Here is a 20,985-nt window from a genome sequence, read left to right as displayed (position 1 = left end):
GTCGGCTCATACGAGTTCCCCCTCGCTGCTCGGGCCCGGGTCGCGCACGGCGTCCCCCTCGGCCGGTGTGCCCGGGCCGTTCACGGCGTCCCCCTCGATCCGTACGACGGAGAACGTCGTCCCGCCCCGCCGCGCCCGCATGCTGCCCATCGCATAGCCGCCCGCCGCCGTGAGCACGCCCGCGACGATCGCGCCCGCGCGCCCGGCGCCGCCCGGACGGGCGAGCAGGGCGTCCCGCAGACCGCGGGCGACCCCGGCCGGCAGCACCCGGGTGGCGTACCGGCGTTCGGACTCCAGCCCCTTGTCCGTGCCGACGCTCTTGGCCACCAGCGCCTTCGACAGGCCCTCCGCGTAGGCCCGGGTGCGGAAGTACGCGAAGTGTTCGCGGGCCTCGGGCACCCGGTGGTGGATCACCGCGCGGTCGTCGATGAGCAGGACGGCGTCGGGGCGGGCCCGGGTGAGCCGGATGCACAGTTCCGTCTCCTCGCAGCCCAGCGGGCGCCGGTCGCCGTCGCGGCCGATGCCGGTGGCGAAGCCGCCCGCCGCCGTGAACGCCGTGCGCCGGAAAGAAGCGTTTCCGCCCAGCACGTTGCGGACCCGGACCCGGCCCCGCGGCAGCCCCCGGTAGGTGCAGCCCACCACCCAGTCGAACTCCTCCGGGAACCAGGCGGGACGCCGGCCCGACGCCCAGACCGGTTCCGTACGGCCGCCGACCGCCATCACGCGCGGGTCGGCGTAGCCCTCGGCGAAGCGGCGCAGCCAGTCCCGCTCGGCCACGGCGTCGTCGTCCAGGAAGGCGATCACCTCGCCGTGGGAGGCGGCGATACCGGTGTTGCGGCCGGCCGACAGCCCCCGCGGGCCGGCGTTGGCGAGCACCCGGACGTCACCGGCCGCCGTGCCCTTCTCGTACTCCTTGTACTCGCGGGCCAGCCGGTCCAGCAGGACCGGGTTGTGGTCCACGACCAGGAGCGTCTCCAGCGCCGGATACGACTGCGCGCGCACCGAGGAGACCGCCGCGAGGATGTCCTCCCAGCGGTCCTCGGTGTACACGCAGATCACGACGGAGATGCCGGGATCTGTCAAGACGCCTCTCCCTGCCCGGTGTTCAGCAGCGGCGAGTGGTGGGCGCGTCGGCGCAGGGCACGGCGGTTGGAGCGCTCCTCGAGGATGACCTTCAGCACCCGCAGCCCGTCCCGCACGGCCCGCAGATTGCTCGTGCCGTGGATGCGGAGGTACTCGTGGCTGGGGATCTCCTGGACCTTGAGCCCCGCCTTGACCACTCTGATGTTCATCAGGGTCTCGACCTCGAAGCCGGTGCAGTCCAGGTCGATCTTGTCGAGGCAGTGCCGCCAGAACGCGTTGTATCCGTAGCACAGATCGGTGTAGCGGGCGCCGAACTTGCGGTTGACGATGGTGCACAGCGCCCAGTTGCCGAGCTTGCGGATGAAGGTCATGTCGTCCGTGCCGCCGCCGTTGGCGAAACGCGAGCCCTTGGCGAAGTCGGCGCCCGAGACGAGGGCGGAGACGTACGACACGATCTCGTTGCCGTCGGCCGAGCCGTCCGCGTCGACCATCACGATGATGTCGCCGCTGCACGCCTCGAACCCGGTGATCAGGGCATCCCCTTTGCCCTTGCCCCGCTGTTCGACCACTTTCACCTCGGGCCACAGGGAACGGGCCACCTCGACCGTGTCGTCGGTGGAATTGCCGTCCACAAGAACCACTTCCTGTATCCAGTCCGGAAGGGTCTTGAAGACGTAGGGCAGATTCTCCGCCTCATTCATGGCGGGAATCACCACGCTCACCGGCGGAGTGATCGCAAGGTGAGTGGAGATGGGCCGGTATTGGGCGGCCATTAACGGATCTTGGCCCGAACTCGGCGGATGCAGAACGGAACTCATAGGTGGTGTCCCTCTCGTCCGGTGGACCGCCCGCCCCTGGGCGGCCCGGCTGTGTGTCCGGTTCGAAAGGGGGGTTCTCGTCTTCGGCACGGCAAAGCGATCTCCGTGCACGCAGATGAGCTGGCAAAGCAGGCCGGGCTGCCGGAAGAAAACGGCAGCCGGTCGCGCGGCACGACTCGGAAACAGTTACGGTCACCGAGCACGGCACCCCCCTACCGCGCCCCGCGCCGATACGTCACGGCCCTGAGCCCTCCCCTGAACCGTGTGCCGACGGACCGATGCGGGTGAGATGTACGACGGTATTGATGATTGAAGCAGAATGGCAAGACCTGCACCGAGGTCTCACGTTTTTGTTGGTTGGGCCGTTACACAACTTTGGCCTGGGTTGTTCCATCTTGCGTTCGTTTCCTCGAACGCGATTTCCCTCGGGTGAGGACGAGCAGCAGAAGCAGCAGGCTGAGCGACGCGACCGCGATCACCCCACCGCGCACCGACCAGCGGTGCACGGCCAGCATGCCCTGGGCAACCAGCATGTTCAGCACGACCGCGCCCGCAAGTGCGCTGAGCGCCCGGCCGACGGGATTGAGCCCGCGCAGCGCCGCCCCGATCGCCACGGCCGGCGCGGTGAGCAGGAAGAACAGCGTGCACGGTGCGCGCAGCGGTGAGTCGGAGTCGGTGAGCGTGAGCAGTGCGCCGACCGCGCAGATGGCTGTCGAGGCTCCCGCGAGCAGCGGAGACAGGTCCCTCCCCGGACCCCTCCGTACCCGCCCGGCGCCCTCCGAAGTGCCGTCCGATGAAGGTGTCTTGATGCGTAAGGTCTGCATTGGCGACTTTGCCCCCCGACGCGCCGGATGCCGGGCTTCAATGTGGCCCAGCCCCAGGGGGGCCGTCAAGATGACGGTCCGTCCTTAAACATGTGTTCGGTGAACATCTCGGACCGATCCTGTTGAGGCATCAAAAGTTCTTGGCATGGACACTTCCGTTCAACACGCGTAGTTGCTACGACAGTTGTGGCAGAGATCCTGCTAAAGGGAGGTTCCATGAGACGTTCCCGACTTACGGCATACGTGACCTCACTCCTCCTCGCCACCGGCCTCGCCCTCACCGGGGCGGCCACGGCGCAGGCTTCCCCGACGGCCGCGACCGGCGGCTACGTGGCACTCGGCGACTCCTACTCCTCCGGCGTGGGAGCGGGCAGTTACATCAGCTCGAGCGGTGGCTGCGACCGCAGCACCAAGGCGTACCCGTACCTGTGGAACGCCGCCCACAGCCCGTCCTCGTTCGCCTTCAACGCCTGCTCGGGCGCCACGACGGACGATGTGCTCGCGGGTCAGCTCGGCTCTCTCAACTCCTCCACCGCCCTGGTCTCGATCACGATCGGCGGCAACGACGCCGGTTTCAGCAACGTCATGACGACCTGTGTCCTCTCGTCCGACAGCACCTGCCTGTCCAAGATCAACAGCGCCAAGGCCTACGTCGACTCGACGCTCCCCGGCAAGCTCGACGCCGTCTACAACGCGATCAGCGCCAAAGCCCCCTCCGCCCGGGTGGTCGTCCTCGGCTACCCCCGCTTCTATCTGCTCGGCCAGACCTGCCTCGGCCTCTCCGACACCAAGCGGTCCGCGATCAACGGTGCCGCCGACTACATCGACGCCGCCGTCCAGAAGCGCGCCCTGGACCACGACTTCGTCTACGGCGACGTGCGCACCCCGTTCTCCAGCCACGAGATCTGCTCCGGCGACTCCTGGCTGCACAGCGTCAACTGGCTCGACATCGGCGAGTCGTACCACCCCACCGCGGCCGGCCAGTCCGGCGGCTATCTGCCCGTGCTCACGACGAACGCGTCCTGAGCCGTAGGGCCGAACCCCTCAGGGCGAGCCCGAAGGCGAAGCGGAGGCCCCGTCCGACGGGGTCTCCGTCGGTGCCGTCGAGCAGGTCACCGAGAACGGCACGGAGTTCGAGGTGGCCCGCACCGGACCGCGCACCTCCACGCTGATCCCGTTCTCGATCGTCCCGCCCTCCGAGTAGGCGCTCACGACCACCCGCACCTGCCGGGTCCTCCCGCCGCCCGCCGGGAACGCCAGCGTCTTCCACCCCGGGTCGGAGACCGACCCGTGCGCCAGCACCCACCGGTACTCCACCTGCGCGGGCAGCCGCCCGACCGTGAACGTCGCCGTGAACGTAGGCGCCTGCCCGGTCGGCGGCGGGCAGGTCCCGTCGTACGCGGTGTGCGAACCCGTGAGAGTCACCTGTACGGACTGGGCCGGCGGGCTGTTCGTCGTCGCGCCGCTGTGCGTGGGTGGCCGCGCCCCGGCGCCGGAGTCCGTACCGGTGCTCGGGGACGGGGAATGCGCCCTGCCGCTCGCCCGGCCGGTCTGCGCGCTGTCGCTGCCCCTGCTGCCGCCGTTGTCACGGTTGAGCAGCGCGTACGTCAGCCCCGCCACCGCCAGGACGACCGCGAGCAGACCTGCCACCAGCACCAGGCCGGTCCGGCGGTTGCGGTCCGGCGTCACGGCCGTGGTCCGTGGCTGCGGACGTCCGCCGGGCACCGGCACCGGCGGTGCGGGAGACGGCCGTTGCGGCCGGGCTGCGAGCGTCGGGTCGTACGGCGGGACCGGTATCGGCTCCGTACGGGCAGCGGCCCCGCCCGCGGCGACGATCCGCAGGTCCCGCTCGGCCCGCTCGGCGGACAGCCGCTCGGCCGGGTCCTTGCGCAGAAGTCCCTCGATGACGGGGGCGAGCGGTCCGGCCCGGCGCGTCGGCGGCAGCTCCTCGTCCACCACGGCACGCAGGGTGCTCAGCGGAGTGTCGTACCGGAACGGGGAGTTGCCCTCGACCGCCGCGTACAGCAGCACGCCCAGCGACCACAGGTCCGACTCCGGGCCCGGCGTGCGCCCGAGCGCCCGCTCCGGCGCGAGGAACTCGGGGGAACCGACCACCTCTCCGGTCATGGTCAGCGCCGAGCTGCCCTCGACCGTCGCGATGCCGAAGTCGGTGAGGACCACCCGGCCGTCGTTCGCCAGCAGCACGTTGGCCGGCTTGACGTCCCGGTGCAGCACCCCGGCGGCGTGTGCGGCGCGCAACGCGGCCAGCACCTCGGCACCGATGTGCGCGGCCCGCTGGGGCGGCAGCGGACCCTCGGCCTCCAGCTGGTCGGCCAGGGACAGCCCGCGCACCAGCTCCATCACGATCCACGGGCGGCCGCCCTCGATCGCCACGTCGTACACCGTGACCACGTTGCGGTTCGCGACCCGGGCCGCCGCCCACGCCTCGCGCTCCAGGCGCGCGTACATCCGCTCGACGTCGGACACGGGCAGCCCGGCCGGGGCCCGCACCTCCTTGACGGCCACCTCGCGGTGCAGCACCTCGTCACGGGCGCGCCACACCGTGCCCATGCCGCCCTCGCCCAGCGGGGACAGCAGACGGTAGCGGCCCGCGATCACGCGGTCACGGCCCGGTTCTTCGGACACGGGCGCCCCCCACGGCATCTGACGTGATTTCTCCACAAAAGTAGCTCAGCCCAGCGCGGATGCGGCCCCCTTGAGCACCAATCCGGCACCCAGGGCGACGACGACCAGCGCGGAAGCGAGCGGCAGGGTCCGGCGCACCAGGGCGGCGACCGGGTGGACACTCCAGCGTGGGCGCCGCTCCAGCGCCCGGGTGACGCCCGAGCCCAGCCGGACCACGGCGAACCCGGCCGCCGTGAGCGTCAGCGCGAGACCGGCGCCGTACGCCACGACGAGCAGCAGCCCGAACCAGGCCTTGCCGAGCGCCGCGGCACCGACGAGCACGACGACCGCGGAGGGACTGGGCACCAGACCACCGGCGAACCCGAGCAGGATCGTGCCGCGGAGGGTGGGGGCGGTGGGGTGGCTGTGGGTGTGGCCGCCATGGGTGTGCTCGACGGCGTGGTGGTGAGAGTGCCCATGATGGTGATGATGGTCGTGGTCGTGGTCGTGGTCGTGGTCGTGCGCATGGGTGTGGGCATGGGCATCGTCGTGATCGTGATCGTGATCGTGATCGTGGGCTGTTCCGTGGTGCGCGCCCACGCCGGCCAACTGACGCTCCCGCACCTCCTCATGGGCATGTGCATGAGCCTGTTCGTGCGCACGGTTGCGCCAGGCCCGTCGTACGAGGTTCGCGCCCGCCGCGAGCACCAGGGCGCCGCTGGCGATGCCCAGCCAGGCGATCACCGAGGGCGTGGCGGCGGAACCCGCCGTGACGAGCAGGCCCAGGGCGACCACGCCGAGGGTGTGGGTCACCGTGACCGAGGCGGCCAGGGGCAGCACGTCCCGCAGCCGGGCCCGGCCGCCGCGTGCCGCCGCCGACGCGGCCATCAGGGTCTTGCCGTGGCCGGGAGCGAGGGCGTGCATCGCGCCCAGGACGACCGCGATGAGCAGGGCGAGCGAGGCGAAGCCGAGGGTCAGGTCGTGGCGGGCGACGAGGTCGTCCAGGGCGCGGGTCCAGCGGTCGGCGCCCCGGGGCAGCACGCCGGCGCCCGGGGCGTCCTGCCGCTCCTCGGCGAGCGCGGGACCGCCGGGGCGCACGCGCAGGGAGGCCTTGGTGGTGTCGGCGGGCGAGGAGAGCAGGTCCTTCGGGTACGTGGTGAGTTCGTGCGAGACGGACTTCCCCGGTACGTCCGTCGCGGTGAGCGTCATCCGGTCGCCGCGCGCGGTGATCTCCCGCCAGCCGGGCCCGCCGGTGGCACCCGCGCTGTGAAAGCCGAGGGCGACGGACTCCTGCCGGGGGAGGGGTGCGGTGAACCGGCACTCCACGCGCAGCGTGTTCAGCCCTGCCTGCCCGGGGCGCAGGCGGGCACGGGCGGCGCCGGTGGCCAGTGTGACGGGCCGCCCCCCGACGGTGAGTGCGCTGCCCTTCGCCGCCTCGGCGCACCGTTGCTCGGCCCACGCGGTCAGGCCGAGCCGCTGGATGCCGGGCTTGGCCTGGGTGGCCGGGATCTCGGCGAGGTCCTCCACATGGTCGACGCGGAGCTGACCGGGGGCGGCGACGAGGCCGTCGTAGCGATTGACGGTGAAGTTGCCGAGGGGGTGGGCGCTCGCGGCCGCGGCCGGGGCGAGCGCCAGGGCACAGGCGGCCGCGAGGACGGCCGCGGCGCGGGCGAGCTGGCGACGGAGGTTCACCGGGCGGCCTCCAGGGCCTTGCGGGCCGCGGCCGCGCCCAAGGGGGAGAAGCCGGGGTTCAGCTTCAGGGCCGCCGTCAGGGAGGCCCGGCCGTCCTTGGTGTGGCCCGTGGCCAGCTCGATCATGCCGCGGTGGTAGAGGAAGGCGGCGTTGCGGTAGCCGGTGGCCGTGGCGCCGCGGGCGTAGGAAAGGGCCTCTTGGTCATGACCGTTGACGTGCAGTGCCCAGGCGAGGGCGTCCGCGGTGTGCACGGTGTGCCGGCGGGCCCATTCGGCGCGGGCCGCACGCAGGGCGGACGCCTTGTCGCCGTGGTCGGCGGCGGCCAGCGCGGTGTCGAGGTCGGCGTTGACGCCGTTGGCGCGCGCGAGGCCGATCCAGGCGTCCACGAGTGCGTACTGGTCGCGTGCCCTGGCCCGGTCGCCGGCCGCGCCGCGGGCCTCGTACAGCTCGCCGAGTTCGACGAGCGGTCCGGGCAGCGGATAGCGGGAGACCACGGTCTCCAGACCCTTGATCGCCTCGTCTCGTCCGCCGGTCGCCGCCTGGGCGCGGGCCCGGCCCTCCAGCGCGGGGAGGTAGTTCTCGTCGGCGGCGAGCGCCCGGGCGTAGGAGCCGAGCGCGCTCTTGTAGTCGCCCTGGTTCCAGGCCAGTTGGCCGAGCTGGGCGGACACGTACGCCACATCGCCCGGTGACGTGGCGACGGAGAGGGCCTGCTCCAGTACGCGCCGGGCGGTCGGCACATCGCCGCGCAGCTCGTGCACGTACGCGTACCGGGTGAAGACCGGTACGCCCGGCTTGCGGGTGTCCGCTGTGTCGACGGCCCGGGACGCCTCCGTGTACCGGCCGAATTCCACCAGGGCGTCGACACGGGAGGACAGGGCGCGCTCGCTGTACGGGTTCTGCTTCAGGGCCTGGTCCGCGTAGGTCAGGGTGTCCTTGAAGTCGTGCCGGGCGGCGGCGAGGGCGGCCTGGCCGGCCAGGGCCTGGTCGTTGCCCGGGGCCAGCGCGAGGGACCGCCTCAGGGCCTTGTCGGCCTGCGGGTACCGGGCGGGGTCGCCCTTGGTCCGTGCCTGCTCCACGTAGGCCAGGCCGAGGGTGGCCCAGCTGCCGGAGTCCCTGGGCTGGGACCGCAGATGGGTCTGGAGGGAGGCGATGGCCGCGTCCAGGTTGCCGCCGCCCAGAACCCCGGGGTCGACGGCACTGGACGCGGCCGCCACGGCGGGCCCGCCGTCCCGCGCCGCCCCGACGGCGATCGCACCGCCGGTCAGCGCGACGGCCAACAGCGCGGCGGAGCAGACGAGTTGAGCGGCGTGCCGGCGGCGCCCCGCGGAGGCGAGCCGGCGGACGGCGGCCACGCGCCGGTCGGCGCCGGGCACAGAGCCCGTCTCCGCCGCCACGGCCTCCGGCACCGCATCAGACGCCACCGCCTCCGCGCCGGGCGCGGAGGTCTCCGGCTCCGGTGTTGCCGTCTCCGTGTCGGGCAGGGAGGTCTCCGGTTCCGGTGTTGCCGTCGTCGTGTCCGGTACGGACGGCTGCGTCTGTGGCACGGCCGAGTCCGTTCCGGACCCGATCGGTCCGGTTGCGCGGGCGGCGGGCGCCGGGGTGGCGCCCGCGCCCTTGCTCACCGTCCGCCCGCCGGACTCCTCGTCATCGATACGCGGGGCCATGCCCTCTCCTAGGTCGCCTGGTCGTCGTCGAAAAGAAGGGCGCGGCCCGCCGTGGGGGAGGGGGGTACGGGCCGCGCCGGTCGGTGGGATGCGGGTCAGTACGGGCGCTGCATCCGACGGCGCCACCAGGCGAAGGCGGTGCCGATCAGCAGGATCCCGGCCGCGCCCGAGGCCGCGGAGGCGGCGATCAGCATCGTGTTGCCGGAGCCGCCGGAGGAGGACCCGGCCGGCTGCAGGGCGTCGCCGAGCTGACTGCGTACGTCGGCGTTGCCGGACGTGCCCTTGGCGAGGGCGCCCCGGGAGCCCTCCGTCGGCTCGGCCACGTACGGGAAGTACTTCTCGAAGCCCTTGTCGTTCTTGTCGACCGCGTCACCCAGGTCGTTCTTGGAGCCGACCAGTTCACCCTCGACCACCTGGAGCGAGGCGTCGATCACGTCGTCGGTGAGGCGACGGCCGTTCGGGAAGCCCGCGTTGTCACCGTCGAGGACACCCAGCCGCTTGGGGTGCATGCTCGGCTTGATCGAGGTGTTGAGGCGCAGCTCCTCCGAAGGCTTCACGTACGGGGGCTGGTTGAGACCCTTGACGCCCTTGAGGAACACGTCGACGAGGTCGTTGCGCGGCTCGGCGGGTGCCTTGATCTTGTAGATCGACTCGATGAGCTTCGGCAGCTCGGGGTTGGTCACGTTCTTCAGGAACTGGGCGTCGTACCAGGGCTGGGACGCGTTGAACTTGTCCTTGTCCTTCTGCGGGTTGACGACCTCGTTGACCAGCGGGTTGCCCAGGCGCGAAACCTGCTCGTAGTAGCCCTGCGCGTTCCTGCGCTGGGTCGTCGACCAGATGCCGACGATCGGCTGCTTGGACGACTCACGGATCAGGTCGTTGGGCACCTGCAGCGCGATCGTGTTGACGTTGTAGCCCTTGAGCGTGTCCCGCCCGACCTCGGAGAGGTTCCCGCCGTAGAGCAGGTCGAAGACGCGCAGGTCCGCGAAGAACGGGTCGTCGGCCTGCCCGGCGAAGGTCGCGGCACCGCCCGCCGTCTTGTAGACGGCCTGGGACCGCAGCTTGGCGTAGTCCGGCATCGACGCCTTGCCGACGTCCGACGGCGCGACCGGCACGTTGTCCGCGAGCCGTGTCTTGGAGACCACCTTCTGGTTGTGCAGCTTGACCAGGTCGATGTCGTAGGTCTGCGTGATGTTCAGGTTCGGGTCGTCGAGGCTCTTCACCGCCCCCGTGTTGTAGAGGAAAGTGTTCTTGTTCTTGACGTGCGTCTTGAAGGTGTAGCGGAACAGCAGCTCGCCCTGCGCGTCACCGTTGTTGTCGATGTGGATGTCGTACTGGGCGTCGTCCGCGAACGTGTAGAAGTTCGGGCCGCCGGCCGGTTCCTCGAACGGGATCCAGTTGGCCACGATCGTCGTGGTGTCGGGCTTGTCCGGGCTGACGAACGCGTACAGGTCCGTGTTGTCGTACTGCGGGGTCCCCGAGATCAGCGGGGCCTCCCGGTGGGAGGAGGCGGAGGCCGCCCCGGGTTCCAGCGTGGCGACGCCGGCGGCTGCGAGCCCCCCGGCGGCCAGCGCACCACAGATGAGCGTGACCAGGCCCTTGCGTCCCGTGCCGCTCCTGGAGAAGAGAGGTGTCATGCCGTCCGTCCTCAGTGCCAACTTGCCTTGACGGACGGGAATACGGAGCGGAGGAGCCGATCGGATTGGTCTGGCGGAAGATTTTTTTTCGTCGTTCCGGACCCGCGTTTTCGGCCCGCCGATCCGTATCACCCGCCGGAGGTGTGCGCTCGTGCGGATGCGTGGGGTCAGAGGCAGACCGGCCGGATGCGGCCACAGAGGGGGGACCGGGGTGGAGGCGGACGAGCTTCTGGTGCTCGTGGCGGGCGGCGATCAAAGGGCCTTCGAGGATCTCTACACACTGGTCTCCGGACCGGTGTTCGGGCTCGTACGGCGCGTGGTGCGCGACCCCGCCCAGTCCGAGGAGGTCGCCCAGGAGGTGCTGCTCGAACTGTGGCGCTCCGCCGCCCGGTTCGACCCCCGTCGGGGCAGCGCGCTGTCGTGGATCCTCACCCTCGCCCACCGTCGCGCCGTCGACCGGGTGCGCAGCGCCCGCGCCGCCGGCGAACGCGAGCAGCGCGAGGCCCTGCGCGCCGGGGAACCCGCCTTCGACCATGTCGCCGAGGAGGTGGAGGCGGGCCTGGAACGCGAGTGGGTGCGCCGCTGCCTGGACCGGCTCACCGCCCTGCAGCGCCAGTCCGTGACCCTCGCCTACTACGACGGCTACACGTACCGTGAGGTGGCCGAGCGGCTCAAGCTGCCGCTGGGCACGGTCAAGACGCGGATGCGCGACGGACTCACCCGGCTGCGCGAGTGCCTGGGAGGTGCCGCATGAGCGTCCTCGGCCGCCTGCTGGGCCGCGGGGACCCGCACTCCCTCGCCGCGCCCTACGCGCTCGACGCCCTCGACCCCGGCGAGCGCCGCCGCTTCGAGAAGCATCTGAACGGCTGCGACCGCTGCGCCGCCGAGGTGCGGGCGCTGTCCGAGGACGCGGTGCGCCTCGCCTGGTCCACGGCCGCCCCCGCACCGGCCGCGATGCGCGACCGGGTGCTGGCCGCCGTCCGCACCACCCCGCAGGAGCAGGCACCGGCGACCGCCCGGGAGCGCGCGCCCCAGCTGCCGCCGCATGTCTGGGGCACCCAGCCCCCGCCCTCGCGCACCCGTACCCCCCGCACGCGCCCCCTCTTCGTCCCCTTCGCCACGGCGACCGCCGCCGCGGCCCTCGTCGTCGCCTCCCTCTTCGCCGTCCAGGCGAACCACACGCGGGACCAGCTCGACGCCGAGCGGTCCCAGACACGTGAGATCGCCCACGTTCTCGCCGCTCCCGACGCCCGCGCGGCCGGCAGCGAGGACGCCCGGGGCCGCGGTATCGGAGTGATCGCTTCCGTATCGGAGGGGCGGGCCGTCGTCACCCTCAGCGGATACGGCACCCCGTCCGGCGGTCGCGTTCACCAGCTCTGGGCCATGCGCCCCCATGCGCAACCGCGCTCCCTCGGGCTCTTCGAGGGCGACACGCCCTTGGTCGCGAAGGGTCTCGACAAGTCGTCGGCGTCACTCGCCGTAACCGTCGAGCCGAACGGCGGCTCCGCGCAGCCCACCAGCCAGCCCCTTGTTCAACTCACCCTGAAATCGGTCGGATTCGGAGAGTAGTCATCGAGGGATGGTCAACCGCCTTGCGAGGAAGGTGAATCCTGTGGTCGTGATACCCGCGTGCCCCACCGGGGCGATAGGGTTACCCTGCCCGGGCCGGGTGGACTCGTACGGGTGGGGAGTGACATGGATCAGATAACAGTGCGCAACAGGGCCAGGGTCCCTGCGATCACCTGCGGGAGCAGCGCGACCAGTTCGCGCCTCGACCGCCATCTCTCGGTGTTGGCGGGTCCCGCCATATCGCAGCAGAAGGCGGCCGAGGCGACCTCGCTGATGCTTGAGCTGACGGCACGTGACACCCGGCACCAGCGCAGCGACCGAGGCACGCGGGTCAGCCGCGTCTCCCTCTTCGCTCCGCTGCGCCGGCTGCGTCGCTCGCTGTTCGGCGGGCACTGAGCGGTATCGCATCCCGTCCCGAGCGAACCGGCGTTCCTCACCGGAGTCTTCGAGGGCCCGCGCTCAGGCCGCCACGCCGTCCCGGCGCAACGCTGCGATCTCGTCGTCCGTCATCCCCACGGCACGCAGCAGCGCCCCGGTGTGCTGTCCGAGCGCGGGCACGTCGCCCATCCGTGCCTCGTCCCCGCCCGGCAGTGTGATGGGAGGCAGCAGCGCCTTCAGCCGCCCGACCGGCGACCCCACCTGACGCCACCGCTCCCGGGCCGCCAGCTGCGGATGCTCGGCCAGTTCGTGCAGGTTCCTGAGCCGGGCGCACGCGATGCCCGCCTTCTCCAGCCGGGCCAGCGCCTCGTCGGCGGCCAGCACGCCCAGCGCTCCCGCGACCAGCTCGTCGGTCCGCTCCCGGTTCGTCACCCGCGCCGCGTTGGTCGCGTAGTCCGGGTCCGTCCCCAGCTCCGGTCGGCCCATGACCTGTTCGGCCAGCCGACGCCACTCCCGGTCGTTCTGCACCGACAACAGCACCCGTCCGCCGTCCGCCGTCGCATAGGCGTCGTAGGGCGAGATGACGGCGTGCGCGAGCCCGGTACGCGCCGGGGGCTCGCCTCCATGCATCGAGTGGTGCAGCGGATGTCCCATCCACTCGGCCAGCGCCTCCAGCATCGACACCTCCACCGGCCCGCCCCGCCCGGTCGTACCGCGCCGCACCAGCGCGGCCAGCACCCCGGAGAAGGCGTACATGGCCGCCGCGATGTCCGCCGCCGGAATCCCCGCCTTGACGGGCTGCTCGGGCGTCCCGGTCACCGACACGAGCCCGGCCTCACACTGCACGAGCATGTCGTAGGCCCGCTTGTCCGCGTACGGCCCAAAGCCGCCGTACCCCGAGATGTCCACGGCGATCAGCCGCGGGTGCGCCGCGCACAGGGTGGCCGCGTCCAGGCCCAGCCGGGCCGCGGCCCCCTGGGCGAGGTTCTGCACGAACACGTCCGCGTCCGCGATCAGCCGCCGTACGACGTCGAGACCGCGCGGATCCTTGAGGTCCAGGGCGATGGACTCCTTGCCGCGGTTGCACCAGACGAAGTGCGAGGCGAGACCGCCGGCCGCGGTGTCGTAACCGCGCGCGAAGTCGCCGCCGTCGATCCGCTCCACCTTGACGACCCGGGCGCCCAGGTCGGCGAGCTGCCGGGTCGCGAAGGGCGCGGCCACGGCCTGTTCGACGGCGACGACGGTGATGCCCTCCAGGGGCAGCGGGAGATGGTCCATGGGGTGGATGATCTCCCCTGACCGGCGGCTTTGTCAGTAGCCGGTCACCGCTGCCCGTGTGTGTACCGGCGCACGGCCAGCGGCAGGAACACCGCGGTCAGGGCGAGGCTCCAGGCGAGCGCCCCGGCCACCGGGTGGGCCACCGGCCAGGCGGCATCGTGCGGCACCGGCGCGTTGCCGAAGAGGTCCCGCAGGGCGGTGGTCACCGCGCTGATCGGATTCCACTCGGCGAGCGCACGCAGCCAGCCCGGCAGATGGTCCGTCGGGATGTACGCGTCGGACAGCAGCGGCAGCACGAAGGAGACGGCGCCGAGCTGCCCGGCGGCGTCCTCGCTGCGGGTGAGCAGCCCGAGGAAGATCCCGGCGCAGGTGCAGGCGAACCGGAAGAGCAGCAGCAGCCCCACGGCTCCGGCAGCCCCGAGCGCGGACCCCTCGATCCGCCACCCCACCGCGAGTGCCACCAGCAGCAGCGGCACCGTGCCGACGGCCGTGACCACGAGGTCCGCCACCGCCTGTCCGAGCGGTACGGCGGCCCGGCTCACCGGCATGGTGCGGAAACGGTCCATCACGCCCCGGTGGGTGTCCGCGGCCGCCTGGAACATGCCGGTCATCAGCCCGCCGGCCGCGGTCGCGACCAGCAGCCCGGGTACGAGGAAGGAACGGTACTCGTGGCCGGGCATCGCCAGTGCGCTGCCGAAGACGTAGCCGAAGAACAGCAGCATGTTGATCGGCATGATCTGGGTCAGGATCGCCAGGCCCGGGCTGTTGCGGACCCGGCGCAGCTGCCGGCCGGTCATCGCCAGGCCGTCGTGGACGAACACGCTCATGCGGCGAGCTCCTTGCCGTGGGCGGACTCGCCGGTGAGCCGCAGGAAGACGTCGTCGAGGGTGGGCGGGCGCAGGCTCACGTCCAGCAACGGCACGCCCGCGGCATCGAGTTCGCGCACCAGACGCGGCAGGGTCAGGCTCGGATCGGTGGTGACCGCGCCGACGGCGCCGCGCTCGTGGTCGAACACGGGCGCGGCGCCGGTGAGTTGGTCGAGCACGGCGGCCGCTCGCGGCAGCCCGTCGGGGTCCGCGACCACCGCTTCCGCGTACGACCCGATCAGGGACTTGAGCTCGGTGGGCGATCCGGTGTGCGTCACCCGTCCCCGGTCCACCAGGACGATGCTGTCGGCCAGTTGGTCGGCCTCCTCCAGATACTGCGTGGTCAGCAGCACGGTCGTGCCGTCCGCCTTCAGCTCGCGCACCGCCTGCCAGATGCGGTTGCGGCTGGCCGGGTCGAGTCCGGTGGTCGGTTCGTCGAGAAAGAGGACGTCGGGGCGCCGGATGAGACTGGCCGCGAGATCCAGCCGGCGCCGCATGCCACCCGAGTAGTCCGAGGCCTTGCGCCCCGCGGCCTCGGACAGCCCGAACCGCTCCAGCAGCTCGTCGGCCCGCCCGGCCGGGCCGCGCACCCGGTGCAGCCGTGCGAACAGCCGCAGGTTCTCCCGGCCGGTGAGGTCCCCGTCGACCGAGGCGTACTGCCCCGTGACGCCGATCCGGCGCCGTACGGCCGCCGCCTCGCGCACCAGGTCGTGACCCGCGATTCGCGCCGAGCCCGCATCGGGCCGCAGCAGCGTGGTGAGCAGCCGTACGGCCGTCGTCTTCCCGGCTCCGTTCGGGCCGAGCAGCCCGCAGACCGTCCCCTGAGCCACCGCCAGATCCAGGCCGCGCAGGGCGTGCACGTCGCCGAAGCGCTTCTGGAGACCTTCACTAAGTACAGCGTACGTAGTAGTCATGCGGTGACCATACACGACTACGTACGCTGTACGTAACTAGGATGGAGGTCGAGGTGATGATCGATGGCAGTCCGAGGGGCCGTCCCCGAAGTGATCTGGGCACGTCCCGAGCGCACGGGCCGGGGCCCGAAGCCGGCGTACACGCGCGACGACATCGCGGCCGCGGCCGTCCGGATCGCCGACGCCGAGGGGCTCGACGCGGTGTCGATGCGGCACGTCGCGGCCGAGCTGGGCTGCGGCACCATGTCGCTGTACAACTACGTCCCGCGCAAGGAGGACCTGTACGAGCTGATGGTGGACGCGGTCAGCGCGGAGCACGTCCCGTGGGAGCCGAGCGGGGACTGGCGGGCGGACCTGCTCCGGGTGGCGCACGAGACGCGGGCGCTGATGTACCGGCACACCTGGGTGCCGCGTCTGATGTCCCCGGTCTACGGCTTCAGCCCGCACGCTCTGCGCTATCTGGAGCACTGCCTGGTGTGCCTGGACCCGATGGAGGCGTCCTACGGCACCAAGCTCGAACTGATCGCCATGCTGAACGGCGTCGTGACCGCCTACGTGCGCAACGAACTCGACACGGCCGAGCGCGTGCGCGCGCTGCCCTGGTCGGAAGGTGAGGAGAACGCGGTGCGCATCGCCTACCTGGGCGGGCGGATTGCCTCGGGGGCGTACCCGAGGATGGCCGCGGCGTTCAGCGAGGACCCGGGACCGGTCGATCTGGAGGCGGTCTTCGAGCGGGCGTTGGAACGGGTTCTGGACGGATTCGCGCCGCGCTAGCCCGGCCGGTTCGGCGGGTGCGGGTGGTGGTGTGCGGCTGGTCGCGCCCACGCGGCGGTGCCGTGTATCGGAACTGCCCCATGCCCTCGGGGAGTTGTGGTGAGACCGGCTTGACGGCGATGGGGGCCTCGGTGGAACAGGAGCGTGTTCGGTGTCAGCTCGACGTGATCGCGGAGGTTCTTCGGGCCGCGCGTGACCGCGGGGTTTCGCTGTGGCTGCGTGGCGGCTGGGCCATGGACTTCTTCCTCGGGGAGGTCACGCGCGACCACGCCGACATCGACTGGTTCGCCCGGGCGCGGGACGCGGCGCCCCTGGAGGGGATCCTCACCCGGCTCGGCCACCGGCCCGTCCCCGGACCGCCCCCCGACCTCCAGCTCGACTTCGTCAAGGACGGCCTGGACACCAGCTTCACCCTGCTCGCCCAGGACACCGAGGGCCGCATCACGGTCGCGGGCGGGCCCTGGGCCGGAACCCCCTGGCCCGAAGGCCTGCTCGACGCGGAGCCCGGCCGTATCGGCGCGCTGGAGGCGCCGATCGTCGGCCCGCGCGCCCAGATCGAGATCAAGCGCATGATGCCCGTGTGGGACCCTTCCCGGCCGCGCCGTGCGAAGGACGCGGAAGACATCGCGCGCCTTGAGGCAGCCCTGCGGGGCCGCTCCTAGAGCAGGGCGAACTGGCCCTCCGGCCCCTCCTCCTGGTGGTCGAGGACCGAGGCCGGGCGGCGGGCCGACGCCGGGACGGGGAGCACGCCCGCCCGCTGGAGGCCGGCCCTCGTGATCGGTGAGGTCGCCTTCACCTCCGTCAGCCGGGGCCGCGGTTCAGCCAGCAGGGTCAGGACCGTGATCAGTTCCAGCAGCTCCGAGGTCCAGGCCTGCGGCCAGGTCGCGGGGCGGATCGCGGCCAGGGTGCCGGGCTCGGCCGGGGTCGCGCGGGTCGCGAACCAGGCCTCCAGGACGCGGACTCCGGCCACTTCGTGGTCCCAGGCCTCGGGCGGCACGGGGGAGATGCGGCCCTCGTCCAGGTGGAGGGTCTCCTCGTCGCGGTCGTAGTGGAGGGTCAGGGGGGTGCGGGGCAGGGGCGCGCGGACGTAGGGGCGGCGGCCGCCCGGCAGCTTCGGGCGCTCGCCGTCGCGGCGCATCAGCCACAGCATGCGGCGGCCCGACTCGACGCCCCGGGACCAGAGTCCGGCGTCCTCGGTGAGCGGGACGGTGAGGTCGGGGCGGATCGTGGCCAGGATCCAGGCCAGGACGTCCGACGGGGCGGGGCGCTCGCCCAGACGGGCCGAGAGATGGTCCAGCAGGCCCGGCGCCAGGTTCGGTTCCGTGCCGCCCGGGCGGCGGTACAGGGGACGGATGCGGCCGGTGCGGAGGGTGGGCAGCAGGGAAGTCGCCAGCACGGGGGGCTCCTCGGGCGTCTCCGTGCCCGTCTCGACCACGAACACCTGCCGTTCGTCCGCCACCCGCCACAGCTCCGGGCGGGCCGTGTCGATCAGCCGGTGGTCCGGGATCAGCCACTGTTCGTCGAACGGCGCCGTCAGCACGCGTACCGGCTCCGCGCAGGGGCCCTCGGCGCGTGCCAGCCGCTCCGTGCCGGTCGGCTGGCCGGGCAGCTGGCCCACCGACGAGTGCGGCGTACGGGCGCGGGTCGGCTCGAACAGGGCCTCCCGGTCCGGCCCTTCGGCCTTCAGCAGGGCCTCCCAGCGGGCCTTCAGGGACGCCGGGTCGGGTGCCGTCGGCCAGGCACGGCCCGGCCGCAGAGGTGCGACGGACCACGGCATGAGGTCCGCGAGCAGCGGAGCGTCGTCGTGCGTCACGCTGGGCATGGTACGGCAGTGCCCCGAACGGGCGCGGGGCTGCGCTCGATCGGCGAATCCGCCGCGGGGCGCGACCCGCCACCACGTGGCCGCAGACGACCAACGGCACATCGCGGCACCTTGCGTCGCGGCACTCCCGGTGGAGCGCTCACGCGTCCAGCGTCACCGTGAAGGAGAAGCGGTCGCCCCGGTAGTGGATGACGGCCACGTCGAGCACCCGGCCCTCGGTGTCGTACGTCACGCCCGTGTAGTGCAGGATCGGGCTGAGCAGCGGCACGCGCAGCAGCCGTGCGGTGTCGGGGTCGGCGAGCCTTGCCTCCACGGTGTCCGTGATCCGGCTGATGTCCGCCCCGGCCACGTCCCGCAGCACCTTCGTCATCGGCCAGCGGACCAGGTCGTCCAGGTCGATGCGCGCGGAGAGTTCGGGACGTACGTGGTTGACGGCGTGATTGGTCGGCTCGCCGGTCTTCTCGTCGCTGCGCAGGCGGTGGTACGTCGCCACCTCCGCGAGGTCCGGGAAGTACTCGGCGAGATCGGTCGGCACGGGGGCGCGGCCGTGGGCCAGCAGCTCGGTCGTCATGCCGGACTGCTGGGCCACGATCGCGTCCACCGAGCCGAGCAGCCGCACGGGAGCCCCGCGGCGCACCCCGGGCTCGATGAACGTGCCGCGCCGCCGGTGCCGGCTGATCAGCCCCTCGTCCTCCAGCTCCTTCAGCGCCTGCCGCATGGTCAGCACGCTGACCCCGTAGTGCTCCGCCAGCTGCTCCTCGGTGGGCAGCCGCAGCGGGTCCCGCGGAGAACGGCCGAGTATCGAGGCGCGCAGCGACTGCGACACCTGGTACCACAGGGGCAACTTGCGGTTCAGGACGATCGAATCCGGAGCGAAGGAGGTCACGCGGCTATCCGTACCTGTCGGGACCGGCTAGTGCAACGGCCGGAAGTGACGTTCGAGTCCCTGCCACACACCGTCGTAGCCCTGCTGGAGATGGTCCGCCCGTGCCGCGTGCGGGGCGAGCGTCACCGGCCAGCGGGTCTCGAACATGAACGCCAGTCCGTCGTCGATCTTCTGCGGCCGCAGCTCGGCGGCGCTCGCCCGCTCGAAGGTCTCCCGGTCCGGGCCGTGCGCGGACATCATGTTGTGCAGCGAGCCGCCGCCCGGCACGAAGCCCTCCGCCTTGGCGTCGTAGGCGCCCTCGACGAGGCCCATGTACTCGCTCATCACGTTCCGGTGGAAGTACGGCGGCCGGAAGGTGTCCTCGCCCACCAGCCAGCGTGGGGCGAAGACCACGAAGTCGACGCCGGCCAGGCCCGGGGTGTCCGACGGGGAGGTCAGGACCGTGAAGATCGACGGATCCGGGTGGTCGTAGGAGATGGTGCCGATCACATTGAAACGGCGCAGGTCGTAGACGTACGGCACATGGTTTCCGTGCCAGGCGACCACATCGAGCGGCGAGTGGTCGTACGTCGCCGTCCAGAGGTTGCCGCAGAACTTGTTCACCACCTCCACCGGCCCCTCCACGTCCTCGTACCCGGCGACCGGCGCCCGGAAGTCCCGGGCGTTGGCGAGTCCGTTGGCGCCGATGGGCCCGAGGTCGGGGAGCTGGAAGGGCGCCCCGTAGTTCTCGCACACATATCCCCGGGCGGAGGCGTCGAGCAGCTCCACACGGAAGCGCACCCCGCGCGGGATCAACGCCACCTCGGCGGGCTCCGCATGGAGCCGGCCGAACTCGGTGTGCAGCAGCAGCCCGCCGCGCTCCGGCACGATCAGCAGCTCCCCGTCGGCATTGCTGAACACCCGCTCCATGGAGGAGTTCGCGTGATACAGGTGCACCGCCATGCCGGTGCGCTGGGTCGCGTCGCCGTTGCCCCCCAGGGTCCACAGGCCCGCCAGGAAGTCCGTGCCGGACGGCGGCTCGGGCAGCGGGTTCCAGCGCAACCGGTTGGGGTCGGGCACCGTCTCGGTGAAGGGCGCCGTACGGATCGCGCCGTTCTCGGTGCGGACGAACGCCGGGTGCGCGGCCGACGGGCGGATGCGGTACAGCCAGGAGCGGCGGTTGTGGGACCGCGGCTCGGTGAACGCCGTGCCGCTCAGCTGCTCCGCGTAGAGGCCGAGCGGCGCGCGCTGCGGCGAGTTGCGGCCCTCGGGCAGGGCGCCCGGCACCGCCTCCGAGGCGTGTTCGTTGCCGAACCCGGAGAGATACGACAGTCCCTCGGCGGTCTTCCGTGCGTCCCCGCTCATGATCGCTCCCTTGCGCTCCTGATTCCTATGCAACACCGTAGGAATGAGTCGGGGCGGGCGCAAGAGGGTCCCCGGTCCTCCCTCTGTGGTAGGGCGAGAACAAGACTTCAGGGGGATTCGGACGCCGACGCGTTGTCCTAGGCTCCCGATCATGTCGTGGACACGCAGATCTCTCACCGCGCTCGCGGTCGGCGTCCTGCTGCCGCTCGGAGCGGCGGGTTGCGGGACCGGCGGGGCGCACGGGCACGGGGGTGCCGTCTCGCCCTCGCCGGTGGGCAAGGTCCTCGGCGACACGGACGACACCGGCCGGCACCTGCGGGAGGTCGGGAAGGCGGACGCGCCCGAGGTCGCCATAGAGGTGGCCCCGGACCCCGTCGGCGGCTGGGACGTCCTGCTGACGCTGCGCCACTACCGCTTCTCGTCGGCCGGCGCGCGGCCGAAGGCGCTCCCCGCGCGCGGGCTCGCCTACCTCCTGGTCGACGGACGCCTGGTGAGCAGGCTGCGGGCGTACAAGTGCCATCTGGCCGACCGCCTCGTCCCGCACGGCACCCACCACGTCACCGCCCGTCTGTACGCCGACGACGGGACGGCGTGGGCCGTGCGCGGCCGGCCGGTCGAGAGCACCGCCGACATCACGGCCTCCGGCACCGAGACGGAATCGGCCGCACCGCCCTCCGGGAAGGCCGCCCCGGGCAGGAAAGCCGCTCCGGGCAGGGAGACCGCCCCGGGCAGGAAAGCCGCCCCGGGCAGAAAGGCCACCGCGACCCGCACCGCCGGCCGATGAGTGTGCCGACCATTCTTTTTCGTACCA

General features: G+C 72.0%; 20 protein-coding genes. 7 read left to right on the top strand and 13 right to left on the bottom strand.

The genetic code is table 11. The features are described from left to right. Positions 1 to 6 precede the first annotated feature (6 nt). From AVL59_RS35350 to AVL59_RS35340, 3 genes are all read right to left on the bottom strand, one after another. Positions 7 to 1,083: a glycosyltransferase family 2 protein gene (locus AVL59_RS35350; protein ID WP_237281769.1), complete on the bottom strand. Its 1,077-nt coding sequence runs from the start codon at positions 1,081 to 1,083 to the stop codon at positions 7 to 9. Then, positions 1,080 to 1,901 carry a glycosyltransferase family 2 protein gene (locus AVL59_RS35345; RefSeq protein ID WP_067312872.1) on the bottom strand — a complete coding sequence of 274 codons (822 nt, stop codon included), beginning with the start codon at positions 1,899 to 1,901 and terminating at the stop codon, positions 1,080 to 1,082. The genes AVL59_RS35350 and AVL59_RS35345 overlap by 4 nt, the downstream gene beginning before the upstream one ends. Before the next feature lie 365 nt (positions 1,902 to 2,266). Then, positions 2,267 to 2,794: a hypothetical protein gene (locus AVL59_RS35340; protein ID WP_308281858.1), complete on the bottom strand. Its 528-nt coding sequence runs from the start codon at positions 2,792 to 2,794 to the stop codon at positions 2,267 to 2,269. Positions 2,795 to 2,941: 147 nt separating this feature from the next. Here AVL59_RS35340 and AVL59_RS35335 point away from each other — a divergent pair, with 147 nt between their 5' ends. Continuing rightward, positions 2,942 to 3,751, top strand: a complete 810-nt coding sequence (locus AVL59_RS35335) for an SGNH/GDSL hydrolase family protein (protein WP_067312871.1) — start codon at positions 2,942 to 2,944, stop codon at positions 3,749 to 3,751. An 18-nt stretch (positions 3,752 to 3,769) separates the two neighbouring features. Here AVL59_RS35335 and AVL59_RS35330 read toward each other — a convergent pair whose 3' ends face one another. The 4 genes from AVL59_RS35330 to AVL59_RS35315 form a co-directional block, all read right to left on the bottom strand. Beyond that, positions 3,770 to 5,371 carry a serine/threonine-protein kinase gene (locus AVL59_RS35330; protein ID WP_067312869.1) on the bottom strand — a complete coding sequence of 534 codons (1,602 nt, stop codon included), beginning with the start codon at positions 5,369 to 5,371 and terminating at the stop codon, positions 3,770 to 3,772. A gap of 45 nt (positions 5,372 to 5,416) precedes the next feature. Then, on the bottom strand, positions 5,417 to 7,042 hold the full coding sequence (locus AVL59_RS35325; RefSeq protein WP_067312867.1) for a HoxN/HupN/NixA family nickel/cobalt transporter: 1,626 nt from the start codon (positions 7,040 to 7,042) through the stop codon (positions 5,417 to 5,419). Further along, positions 7,039 to 8,706, bottom strand: coding sequence for a tetratricopeptide repeat protein (locus AVL59_RS35320; RefSeq protein WP_237281768.1), 1,668 nt, complete (start codon positions 8,704 to 8,706; stop codon positions 7,039 to 7,041). Before AVL59_RS35320 ends, AVL59_RS35325 begins: the two co-directional genes overlap by 4 nt. A 95-nt stretch (positions 8,707 to 8,801) precedes the next feature. Next, positions 8,802 to 10,343 carry a DUF4331 domain-containing protein gene (locus AVL59_RS35315; protein ID WP_067312865.1) on the bottom strand — a complete coding sequence of 514 codons (1,542 nt, stop codon included), beginning with the start codon at positions 10,341 to 10,343 and terminating at the stop codon, positions 8,802 to 8,804. 211 nt (positions 10,344 to 10,554) lie between these two features. Between AVL59_RS35315 and AVL59_RS35310 the strand changes: the two genes are divergently transcribed. From AVL59_RS35310 to AVL59_RS35300, 3 genes are all read left to right on the top strand, one after another. Further along, a complete protein-coding gene (locus AVL59_RS35310; protein ID WP_067312864.1) occupies positions 10,555 to 11,097 on the top strand; it encodes a sigma-70 family RNA polymerase sigma factor in 543 nt (180 codons plus the stop codon). Then, positions 11,094 to 11,912, top strand: a complete 819-nt coding sequence (locus tag AVL59_RS35305) for an anti-sigma factor (protein WP_067312862.1) — start codon at positions 11,094 to 11,096, stop codon at positions 11,910 to 11,912. Before AVL59_RS35310 ends, AVL59_RS35305 begins: the two co-directional genes overlap by 4 nt. A 126-nt stretch (positions 11,913 to 12,038) precedes the next feature. Further along, positions 12,039 to 12,308, top strand: coding sequence for a hypothetical protein (locus AVL59_RS35300; RefSeq protein ID WP_067312861.1), 270 nt, complete (start codon positions 12,039 to 12,041; stop codon positions 12,306 to 12,308). 63 nt (positions 12,309 to 12,371) lie between these two features. On the opposite strand, the gene AVL59_RS35295 is transcribed toward AVL59_RS35300, so the two are convergent. From AVL59_RS35295 to AVL59_RS35285, 3 genes are read right to left on the bottom strand one after another with little or no spacing between them, the layout of a single operon-like run. Further along, positions 12,372 to 13,568, bottom strand: a complete 1,197-nt coding sequence (locus tag AVL59_RS35295; protein WP_067312859.1) for a CaiB/BaiF CoA transferase family protein — start codon at positions 13,566 to 13,568, stop codon at positions 12,372 to 12,374. Between the two features lie 44 nt (positions 13,569 to 13,612). Continuing rightward, positions 13,613 to 14,395 carry an ABC transporter permease gene (locus tag AVL59_RS35290; RefSeq protein WP_067312857.1) on the bottom strand — a complete coding sequence of 261 codons (783 nt, stop codon included), beginning with the start codon at positions 14,393 to 14,395 and terminating at the stop codon, positions 13,613 to 13,615. After that, a complete protein-coding gene (locus tag AVL59_RS35285; protein ID WP_067312855.1) occupies positions 14,392 to 15,348 on the bottom strand; it encodes an ATP-binding cassette domain-containing protein in 957 nt (318 codons plus the stop codon). Before AVL59_RS35285 ends, AVL59_RS35290 begins: the two co-directional genes overlap by 4 nt. Before the next feature lie 63 nt (positions 15,349 to 15,411). On the opposite strand from AVL59_RS35285, the gene AVL59_RS35280 reads away from it, so the two are divergent. Both AVL59_RS35280 and AVL59_RS35275 read left to right on the top strand, forming a co-directional pair. Continuing rightward, positions 15,412 to 16,122, top strand: a complete 711-nt coding sequence (locus AVL59_RS35280) for a TetR/AcrR family transcriptional regulator (RefSeq protein WP_067312853.1) — start codon at positions 15,412 to 15,414, stop codon at positions 16,120 to 16,122. Positions 16,123 to 16,253: 131 nt separating this feature from the next. Next, entirely contained in the window at positions 16,254 to 16,784 is a 531-nt protein-coding gene (locus AVL59_RS35275) for a nucleotidyltransferase domain-containing protein (protein WP_237281767.1), read from the top strand. On the opposite strand, the gene AVL59_RS35270 is transcribed toward AVL59_RS35275, so the two are convergent. The 3 genes from AVL59_RS35270 to hmgA all read right to left on the bottom strand — a co-directional run bounded on the left by AVL59_RS35270 (position 16,781) and on the right by hmgA (position 20,174). Beyond that, a complete protein-coding gene (locus tag AVL59_RS35270) occupies positions 16,781 to 17,944 on the bottom strand; it encodes a type ISP restriction/modification enzyme (protein ID WP_067312850.1) in 1,164 nt (387 codons plus the stop codon). The two genes, AVL59_RS35275 and AVL59_RS35270, sit on opposite strands and share 4 nt — an antisense overlap. 139 nt (positions 17,945 to 18,083) lie before the next feature. After that, positions 18,084 to 18,830, bottom strand: a complete 747-nt coding sequence (locus AVL59_RS35265; protein ID WP_067312848.1) for a GntR family transcriptional regulator — start codon at positions 18,828 to 18,830, stop codon at positions 18,084 to 18,086. Positions 18,831 to 18,857: 27 nt separating this feature from the next. Then, on the bottom strand, positions 18,858 to 20,174 hold the full coding sequence (gene hmgA / locus AVL59_RS35260; protein WP_067312846.1) for a homogentisate 1,2-dioxygenase: 1,317 nt from the start codon (positions 20,172 to 20,174) through the stop codon (positions 18,858 to 18,860). Positions 20,175 to 20,325: 151 nt separating this feature from the next. Here hmgA and AVL59_RS35255 point away from each other — a divergent pair, with 151 nt between their 5' ends. After that, positions 20,326 to 20,958 (top strand): hypothetical protein, encoded by a 633-nt coding sequence (locus AVL59_RS35255; protein ID WP_079147158.1) that lies wholly within the window; start codon positions 20,326 to 20,328, stop codon positions 20,956 to 20,958. Positions 20,959 to 20,985: the final 27 nt, after the last annotated feature.

It is taken from the genome of Streptomyces griseochromogenes, assembly GCF_001542625.1.
GTDB classification, from domain to species: Bacteria; Actinomycetota; Actinomycetes; order Streptomycetales; family Streptomycetaceae; genus Streptomyces; species Streptomyces griseochromogenes.
Note: the sequence above shows the minus strand (reverse complement) of the source record. Positions and strands in the feature narration are given on the sequence as shown.

Bases quoted from the DNA above. Each gene is read 5' to 3' on its own strand.
- AVL59_RS35345 (WP_067312872.1), bottom strand. From the start codon at position 1,901: ATGAGTTCCGTTCTGCATCCGCCGAGTTCGGGCCAAGATCCGTTAATG.
- AVL59_RS35335 (WP_067312871.1), top strand. From the start codon at position 2,942: ATGAGACGTTCCCGACTTACGGCATACGTGACCTCACTCCTCCTCGCC.
- AVL59_RS35320 (WP_237281768.1), bottom strand. From the start codon at position 8,706: ATGGCCCCGCGTATCGATGACGAGGAGTCCGGCGGGCGGACGGTGAGC.
- AVL59_RS35315 (WP_067312865.1), bottom strand. From the start codon at position 10,343: ATGACACCTCTCTTCTCCAGGAGCGGCACGGGACGCAAGGGCCTGGTC.
- AVL59_RS35305 (WP_067312862.1), top strand. From the start codon at position 11,094: ATGAGCGTCCTCGGCCGCCTGCTGGGCCGCGGGGACCCGCACTCCCTC.
- AVL59_RS35300 (WP_067312861.1), top strand. From the start codon at position 12,039: ATGGATCAGATAACAGTGCGCAACAGGGCCAGGGTCCCTGCGATCACC.
- AVL59_RS35295 (WP_067312859.1), bottom strand. From the start codon at position 13,568: ATGGACCATCTCCCGCTGCCCCTGGAGGGCATCACCGTCGTCGCCGTC.
- AVL59_RS35290 (WP_067312857.1), bottom strand. From the start codon at position 14,395: ATGAGCGTGTTCGTCCACGACGGCCTGGCGATGACCGGCCGGCAGCTG.
- AVL59_RS35285 (WP_067312855.1), bottom strand. From the start codon at position 15,348: ATGACTACTACGTACGCTGTACTTAGTGAAGGTCTCCAGAAGCGCTTC.
- AVL59_RS35280 (WP_067312853.1), top strand. From the start codon at position 15,412: ATGGCAGTCCGAGGGGCCGTCCCCGAAGTGATCTGGGCACGTCCCGAG.
- AVL59_RS35270 (WP_067312850.1), bottom strand. From the start codon at position 17,944: ATGCCCAGCGTGACGCACGACGACGCTCCGCTGCTCGCGGACCTCATG.
- hmgA (WP_067312846.1), bottom strand. From the start codon at position 20,174: ATGAGCGGGGACGCACGGAAGACCGCCGAGGGACTGTCGTATCTCTCC.
- AVL59_RS35255 (WP_079147158.1), top strand. From the start codon at position 20,326: ATGTCGTGGACACGCAGATCTCTCACCGCGCTCGCGGTCGGCGTCCTG.